This is a genomic window from Haloactinopolyspora sp., assembly GCF_027324685.1.
Classification (GTDB): Bacteria; Actinomycetota; Actinomycetes; order Jiangellales; family Jiangellaceae; genus Haloactinopolyspora.
The window spans coordinates 1-7,324 of the sequence record NZ_DAHVSH010000142.1; the positions used below are offsets into that span (position 1 = coordinate 1).

A 7,324-nucleotide genomic window follows, 5' to 3' on the forward strand; every position below is an offset into this window, starting at 1 on the left:
AGGGAAACTCCGAGGCGCATCGCCTGCCAGACGACGGCCCGGATCGTGCGGAACGTGGCATCCATCCGGACCTTGGTCATCGTCCGGTGGCGCATGATGCCGACCCAGGCGTTGAACACGCCGACGACCAGCAGCACCGCCGACCAGGCCACCGTGCGGGCGGTGTCTTCGGCCGCCAAGCCGTCGTCGATGGCGCGGGACAACACGTACGGCGGCAACGCCAGACCCACCATGCCGACGCTGCCGAACAACGCTCCGGTCGCCGCGCGACCTCGTTGCCGGACGACCAGCCACCAAAGATACCGCCACGGACCGCGACGCTCCGGTTCGTCCGCGCCGTCCACGATGGGCACCATACCGAGGCCTTGTCATACCGCGGCCCACCCATCGGCTCGCACCACCTGCCGGCAAGGCCGAACGTTCGTCAGCTCGTCGCTCAGACATGGCATGGCCCGCCTCCCCCGGGCGGGCCATACCATGTCGACCGTCAGTCGACCGGCACGTGTCGTGACGTGACGACCTCGGTCTACATCTCCTCAACGGGCGCAGCGAGCGCCCCGCGCGTCACACCATCCCCAGCCGCGCGCGCAGACCGTCGAGCTCGGCACGCAGCAGCGTCGGCAGGTGGTCGCCGAACTTGGCGAACCACTCCTCGATACCGGGCACCTCGGCACGCCACTCGCCCGGGTCGACGCGCAAGCACGCCTCCAGCTGCTCCTGCGTCAGGTCGAGGCCCTCGACGTCCAGGGAGTCCACGGTGGGCACGTGCCCGATCGGAGTCTCCGTCGCGGCGGCGGTGCCCTCGAGACGCTCGATGACCCACTTCAGCACGCGGCTGTTCTCACCGAAGCCAGGCCACACGAACTTGCCGTTGTCGTCCCGGCGGAACCAGTTGACGTAGAAGATCTTCGGCAGCTTCTCGGCATCGGCGTCCTTGCCGAGACCGATCCAGTGCCCGAAGTAGTCGCCGGCGTTGTAGCCGATGAATGGCAGCATCGCCATCGGGTCGCGGCGCACCACGCCGACCTTCCCCGCGGCCGCCGCCGTCGTCTCCGACGACAACGTGGCACCCATGAACACCCCGTGCGTCCAGTCGCGCGACTCGGTGACCAGCGGAATGGTCGTGGCGCGGCGTCCGCCGAACAGGATCGCCGAGATCGGCACGCCCCTGGGGTCCTCGTACTCGGGCGCGATGATGGGGCACTGGGTGATCGGGGTGCAGAATCGCGAGTTCGGGTGCGCGGCGGGCTCGTCGGAATGCGGCGTCCAGTCGCGACCCTTCCAGTCGGTGACGTGCGCCGGCGGCTCCTCGGTCATGCCTTCCCACCACACGTCGCCGTCATCGGTCAGCGCGACGTTGGTGAACACGCTGTTGCCGCGCTCGATGGTCCGCATGGCGTTCGGGTTCGTCTTCCAACCGGTTCCGGGGGCGACGCCGAACAGGCCGTACTCGGGGTTGAGCGCGTACAGGCGGCCGTCCTCGCCGAAACGCATCCAGGCGATGTCGTCGCCGAGCGTCTCGACCTTCCAGCCGGGAATCGTCGGCTCGAGCATGGCGAGGTTGGTCTTGCCGCACGCCGACGGGAAAGCCGCGGCGACGTAGTGCACGTTCCCGTTCGGCGCGGTCAGCTTCAAGATGAGCATGTGCTCGGCCAGCCAGCCCTCGTCGCGGGCCATGGCGCTGGCGATGCGCAGCGAGTAGCACTTCTTGCCCAGCAACGAGTTGCCGCCGTAGCCCGAGCCGTACGACCAGATCATCCGCTCTTCGGGGAAGTGGGTGATGTACTTCGTCTCGTTGCACGGCCACGCGACGTCAGCAGCGCCCGGCTCCAGCGGGGCGCCGACCGAATGCAGACAGGGCACGAAGTCGGCGTCGTCGCCCATCGCCTCCAACACGTGCGCGCCCATCCGGGCCATGACGCGCATGGAGATGGCCACGTACGCCGAGTCTGTGATCTCGACACCGAACATCGGGTTCGCCGCGTTCACCGGGCCCATGCAGAACGGGACGACGTACATCGTCCGGCCACGCATCGAGCCGCGGTACAGCTCGGTCATCTCGGCCTTCATCTCGGCGGGGTCGCGCCAGTTGTTCGTCGGTCCGGCGTCGGCCTCGTCAACAGAACAGATGAAGGTGCGCTCTTCGACCCGGGCCACGTCGGTTGGATCGGTCCGCGCCCAGAACGAATTCGGCTTGTGTTCGGGGTTCAGCCGGACCAGCGTGCCGGCTTCGACGAGCTCACTGGTCAGAGCCTGCCACTCGTCGTCCGAGCCGTCGCACCAGTGGATTCGGTCGGGCTGGGTCAACTCGGCGGTCTCACGCACCCAGGTGAGCAACCGTCGGTGAGAGGTGGGGGCGTCGTCGAGTCCGTGGGCGGTTCCTGGGTCGGCGAACGTCGTCATGTAGCTGGTCACCCTCTTTGCGATCTGCCGTTCGGGTCGACGCCCCGAACGAAGGTATGCGGCGACCACCCGTCCTCAGGCCATTCGGAGGCGGGCACGTTTCCGCGGGAGTACCTCGAACGCTAAGGGCCGGTCTCAGCGTGTGGAACCGCGAGAAGGGTGAGCAGGACCACATTTTGCCAGTAAAAACGTTACAAACCGGCTGGTGGTACGTACCTGCCCGGACCACATTCACCTGGTGGTACGGACCAGTTTTAGATCGGCTGGCCGTCTCGGATGACCGCACGTCGAGCCTTCTGCGACCACAGCACGGTGGCGTCCTCGAACGGGTTTGCGCTCAGGACCACGAAGTCTGCTGCGGCCCCCACGGCGATCCGCCCGAGGTCGGGACGGCCGAGCAGGTCGGCGTTGACCGACGTGGCCGAACGCAGCGCATCGAGTACGCCGTCCACCTCCACCTGCAGCCGCACACCCTCGAGTTGCTCGTCTTCCAAGATGCCCATGAGGTCGGTGCCGAAGCCCACGCGTACGCCGGCCGCCCGAGCGATCTCGACCGCTCGACGCCCGGAGTCGAGCACCTCGTTGTTCTTCGCCACGGAGACGGCGTTCATGCCGACCTCGTCCGCGCGCCGGTTCATCGCGTCATACGTCGCGAGCGTCGGCACGAGGAAGGCGTCATGGTCGGCCATCAGCCGCGCGGTCGCCTCGTCGAGCAGATTGCCGTGCTCGATCGAGCGCACCCCATGGGCGACGGAGTGTTCGATGGCCTCCGGCGAATAGGCGTGCGCCACGACGTACGACCCACGGCGGGCAGCCTCATCGGTGATGGCACGAACTTCGTCGGGGCTGTACTGCGGCACGCGGATCGGGTCGGTCAGCGACACCACGCCGCCCGACGTCATGATCTTGATGGCATGTGCGCCACGCCGGAACCGGTCGCGCACCGCTTGGCGAACCGCATCGACGCCGTCGACGACCTCGGTCATGTGAGTTGAGCACACGCACAGGTCGTGATCGCCAGGACGTGGATCGCCGTGCCCGCCGGTCTGGGACAACGCCGGCCCGGTGTAGAAGTACCGAGGCGCGCGGATCAAGCCTTCGCTGATCGCCCTCGCCAGCCCCGGGTCGCCGCCCGCGACGTCACGTACCGTCGTGAACCCTCGCCGCAGCGCGGACTCGAGTCTGCGGGCCCCGGCGAGCGCGACGTAGCTCGTGGGCGCGGTCTCGATGTCGACCATGTTCAGCCCGATGCCGTAGGCGTGACAGTGCGCATCGATCAGACCAGGGATGACGGTGCCGCCGCGAGCATCGATCAGCGTCGCCGCGTCCGTGTTTCCAGGGCCGATGTCGGCGACGACACCGTCGACCACGTGGATGTTGCCCTCGGCGAGGTCAGCCGACACGCCGTCGAAGATGACAGCGTTGGTGATCGTCAAGGTGCCCGGCTGGGTCGTCATGCGCGTGTCCTTCGTGAGTCGTGGGGGTTCGGACGAGCGGGACAGCAACGACGATACGGTCCGGTCCTGACAACGACCGGGGACGGTCGGGCCGGTGCGGGGCGTCAGCGAGTTCCGATTTCGGTCTGGCTGCGCCGACCGGTACACTCGGTCACCGGTCCACCTGCGTGGGCCGTGCGCCCGTAGCTCAACGGATAGAGCATCTGACTACGGATCAGAAGGTTAGGGGTTCGAATCCCTTCGGGCGCGCACCACAAAGCCCCAGGCCAGCCGCTTACCAGCCTGGGGCTTTCGCATGTCGACACCGCCACCGTGCTAACGCCTTTGCTAACGCGGCGCCAGTGCGAGCGCTGGCGGATCTTCGTCATCGTCGGCCCGTTCTTCGCTCCCTGCCGTGTCGATTTCGCGGGCGAAGATGTCAGCGACGGCGGCGGTGCGCTGGCGGATGACGTGCGCGTAGACCCGCAGTGTGATCGACGGGTCCGCATGACCCAGGCGCTCGGCGACGACGTGAACCGGGACACCAGCGAGAAGCAGCGTCGTCGCATGGACGTGACGCAGGTCGTGCAACCGCGCGGGCGGTAGCTGGTCCGACTCACGTACATCCTTGTTGTGCGCCTTGACGAGCCGAGGCATGAGCTGCGACACGGTGTCGGGATGGACCGGCTGACCGAGGCCCCGCGTGAACACGTGTTCCTCGCCTGACCACGCCTGACCAGCAACGAGGCGTTCTTCGTTCTGCCGCGCCCGCAGCGCCTTGAGTACGTCGACCGTTCCGCTGTCGATGCTCACCACCCGGGCGTATCCACCCTTCGTCGAACCTTCGACCCAGTCACCGCCGATCACCGACGCCGACCCTCGAATCGTCACTTCACCACGCTCGAAGTCGACATCGGACCAACGCAGGTTCAGCAGCTCACCCCGACGAGCACCTGTGTACGCAGCGACGTGGAAGAACGGATGGAGCCGATGACGCGACGCATACGCCAAGAAGCGGCGCAGTTGGTCAGCGCTCCACACCTCCCGCACCGCTGACCGCTCACGTCGGGGTCGTTTGGCCCGTTCAACGGGGTTGACGGCGAGCACCTCGTCAACGCGCACGGCGTCGTTAAACGCCTTCCTGAGGATCGCGTGCACCTGGTCGACTGTCCTGACCGATAGAGGCCGACCGTTCACGCCACCGCTCGCGAGCAAGTCACGGTAGAGCTTGGACAGGGTCGACGGTTTGACCGCTTGAATCCGCGTGTTTCCGATGTGAGGCAGCACGTAGCGATTGATGAGGTCGCGGTAGCCAGCCAGCGTCTTCGGCTTGATCTCTACGGCGTGGCCGTCGATCCACAGCGCCAGATACCCACCCACGGTCATCCGGTTGCGCTCGACGTATTGGCCACGACGCGCAGCAACCCTAGCTTCATCACGGGCAGCCTTGGCCTCATCTTCGGTGGCGAAGCCGCCTACCCATTTCGGTTTACTCAGACCGGTACGAGGGTCAGTCACCCGGATCACGTATGACCAGGTCGACCCCCGTTTGACAACTCCGTCTCGCAACGGCGGCATCAGGCAACCTCGCGCAGCGACTCGACGTAGGCCCTCAGATCAGCGGGCCGAAGTCGCCGAGCACCGTCGATGCGCACCGAGGGCAATACCCCCGACTTGATCAACTCGTACACCTTCGCTCGGCTCAGACTCAGGTACTGAGCTGCCTCCGGCACTCGCATAAGGAGCGGTTCCATCGTCGTCATGTCCTTCCTGGTCATGCTGCTGTTGTGGTTGCCGAAAGATTTGGGGTGTCGGGTCCGGCGCGGGTTTGGGCGTGTCGGTATTGGGTGCGCCATCGGTGTTTCTGGGCGATGGCGTGGCCGATGAGTCGGGCATATGAAGGCCCGTCGGTGTCGCCGGGGCGGATGGTGTTCCAGATGAACCGCGGTTGCCCGTCCGGGCGCAGGGTGGTTGCCGAATATTCGTCGTGGTCGTCCATCTCGATCCCGGCGGATTCGAGGACGGCGCGGACGACGGCGGCACGGTCGGCCCGGTGCTCGGTGAGTGTCTTGCCGGTCCACCGCCGACTGACGAGGACGCGGCGTCCGCCGAGGCCGAGGTGGTCGCGGTGGTGGGCTTTCGACCGGCACCGGCCTGGTTCCAGCCCCGGGCGGGGGTTGTTCGGCTGGATGCCGTAGAGCAGCCAGTTCGCGCACCGCTCAGAGCAGGGCAGCCACTTCACCTCGGCAGCGAGACGATCAATATGCGCTGCACGAGCCGCAGACGGCACATACTCACCCTCCGCGTCGTCGGCGGTGTGGAGGGGGTCGGTGATGTTCTTGGTGAGGTACTTCGTGAGGTAGCCGATGACCCGGTCAGCCTGTGGTGTCCCGGCGATCACGCCCTGGATGTCGACCTGGGTTCCGGCCCGGATGACATGCGCCGGCACCGCATCGGGATCGTGGTCGATGGCGTCGAGGGATTCGTCCCAGGTGGGTAGGGCGTGGCCGGTGTCGGGGTCGCGGTAGCACTCGTTCACCTCGTCCCAGGCTGGGAGCCGGTTCAGGCTGTAGACGGGTTCGGTGATGTCGGGCCACCAGACCTGGTGATACGTCGCCGCCACCACTTGGCGCAGCAGAGCACGCGGTATCGCTCCCCTGATGGCGGCGTGTAGGTGCGGGGCGAGGCGGCGTTGGGGTTCGACGGTGGCGAAGTACTGCACCGAGTAGCCGGTGGCGCGGCGCAGGTTCTGCCAGAACCGGTCGATGAGTTTCGGGAAGTGCATCGCATCCAGCGCCGCGCGCCGGTAGTCATACGAGCCCGGATCGACCGGCACCCCCTCGCTCGTGACCCGCCCATACGACGGCAGGGTGAGGGTGAGGAACATCGACGGGCGATAGGTCTTCCCGTCGCTGGTTTCGAACACCCGGCCCGTCGTGCGATCGGACACCGGTAGGCGGGGCAGGTCCGGCGCGTCCTGGCGACGACGGGTCGAGCGCACCCGGCGCACCGGTTCTTCGTCCTGTTCGTCCTCCTGACCGTCGTCGTCTTCGTCGTCGCGGTCGTCCGCGTCTTCGTCGGTGGTGGGATTGGGTGGGTCTTCGGCCAGGTGCCAGCCTTCGCGGCATTGCTGGATGCGGAGTTTGCGTGCCCGGTCCGCACACGACGGGCACACCGAGGCCAGTGTGGCCCCGCATGGGATCACCAGCGTGCGCACGTCCCCGGTGAGGGTGTCGGTGACGCGTTGCAGCACCGGGCGCACGCACACCCCCTCACTGGCGGCGACCTCACGCAACGTCGCGTCATCGGGTAGGGCACGCAAACTCACGTTTCATCACCCCCCTCAAGAGGCCTCAGTCGGTTGGTCGGGTTGGTTACAGGTCGCGGATGTCGGCGATGCGGCAGTTCTGCGAGCAGTTGCCGACGCGGCCCACGTCGGGGTTGCCGCAGCGTTTGCATCGCCCGTCGAGGGTTCGGGCACGCAG

General features: G+C 66.9%; 5 protein-coding genes, 1 tRNA gene and 1 pseudogene. 1 reads left to right on the forward strand and 6 read right to left on the reverse strand.

Features of this window, described 5'->3' with window-relative positions:
- The 3 genes and pseudogenes from M6444_RS15610 to M6444_RS15620 all read right to left on the reverse strand — a co-directional run.
- Window positions 1-344, reverse strand: a pseudogene (locus M6444_RS15610) (ABC transporter ATP-binding protein); the annotation flags it as partial.
- A 220-nt stretch (window positions 345-564) separates the two neighbouring features.
- Window positions 565-2,403: a phosphoenolpyruvate carboxykinase (GTP) gene (locus M6444_RS15615; RefSeq protein ID WP_298329292.1), complete on the reverse strand. Its 1,839-nt coding sequence runs from the start codon at window positions 2,401-2,403 to the stop codon at window positions 565-567.
- Window positions 2,404-2,657: 254 nt separating this feature from the next.
- Window positions 2,658-3,860 carry an amidohydrolase family protein gene (locus M6444_RS15620; RefSeq protein ID WP_298329295.1) on the reverse strand — a complete coding sequence of 401 codons (1,203 nt, stop codon included), beginning with the start codon at window positions 3,858-3,860 and terminating at the stop codon, window positions 2,658-2,660.
- 176 nt (window positions 3,861-4,036) lie between these two features.
- Between M6444_RS15620 and M6444_RS15625 the strand changes: the two genes are divergently transcribed.
- Window positions 4,037-4,109 (forward strand) — tRNA-Arg (locus M6444_RS15625).
- Between the two features lie 78 nt (window positions 4,110-4,187).
- Here the strand turns inward: M6444_RS15625 and M6444_RS15630 are convergent.
- The 3 genes from M6444_RS15630 to M6444_RS15640 form a co-directional block, all read right to left on the reverse strand.
- Entirely contained in the window at window positions 4,188-5,225 is a 1,038-nt protein-coding gene (locus tag M6444_RS15630) for a site-specific integrase (protein WP_298329298.1), read from the reverse strand.
- 191 nt (window positions 5,226-5,416) lie between these two features.
- Window positions 5,417-5,593 carry a helix-turn-helix domain-containing protein gene (locus M6444_RS15635; protein ID WP_298329301.1) on the reverse strand — a complete coding sequence of 59 codons (177 nt, stop codon included), beginning with the start codon at window positions 5,591-5,593 and terminating at the stop codon, window positions 5,417-5,419.
- A gap of 20 nt (window positions 5,594-5,613) precedes the next feature.
- Window positions 5,614-7,167, reverse strand: coding sequence for a replication initiator (locus tag M6444_RS15640; protein WP_298329304.1), 1,554 nt, complete (start codon window positions 7,165-7,167; stop codon window positions 5,614-5,616).
- Between the last annotated feature and the right edge of the window lie 157 nt (window positions 7,168-7,324).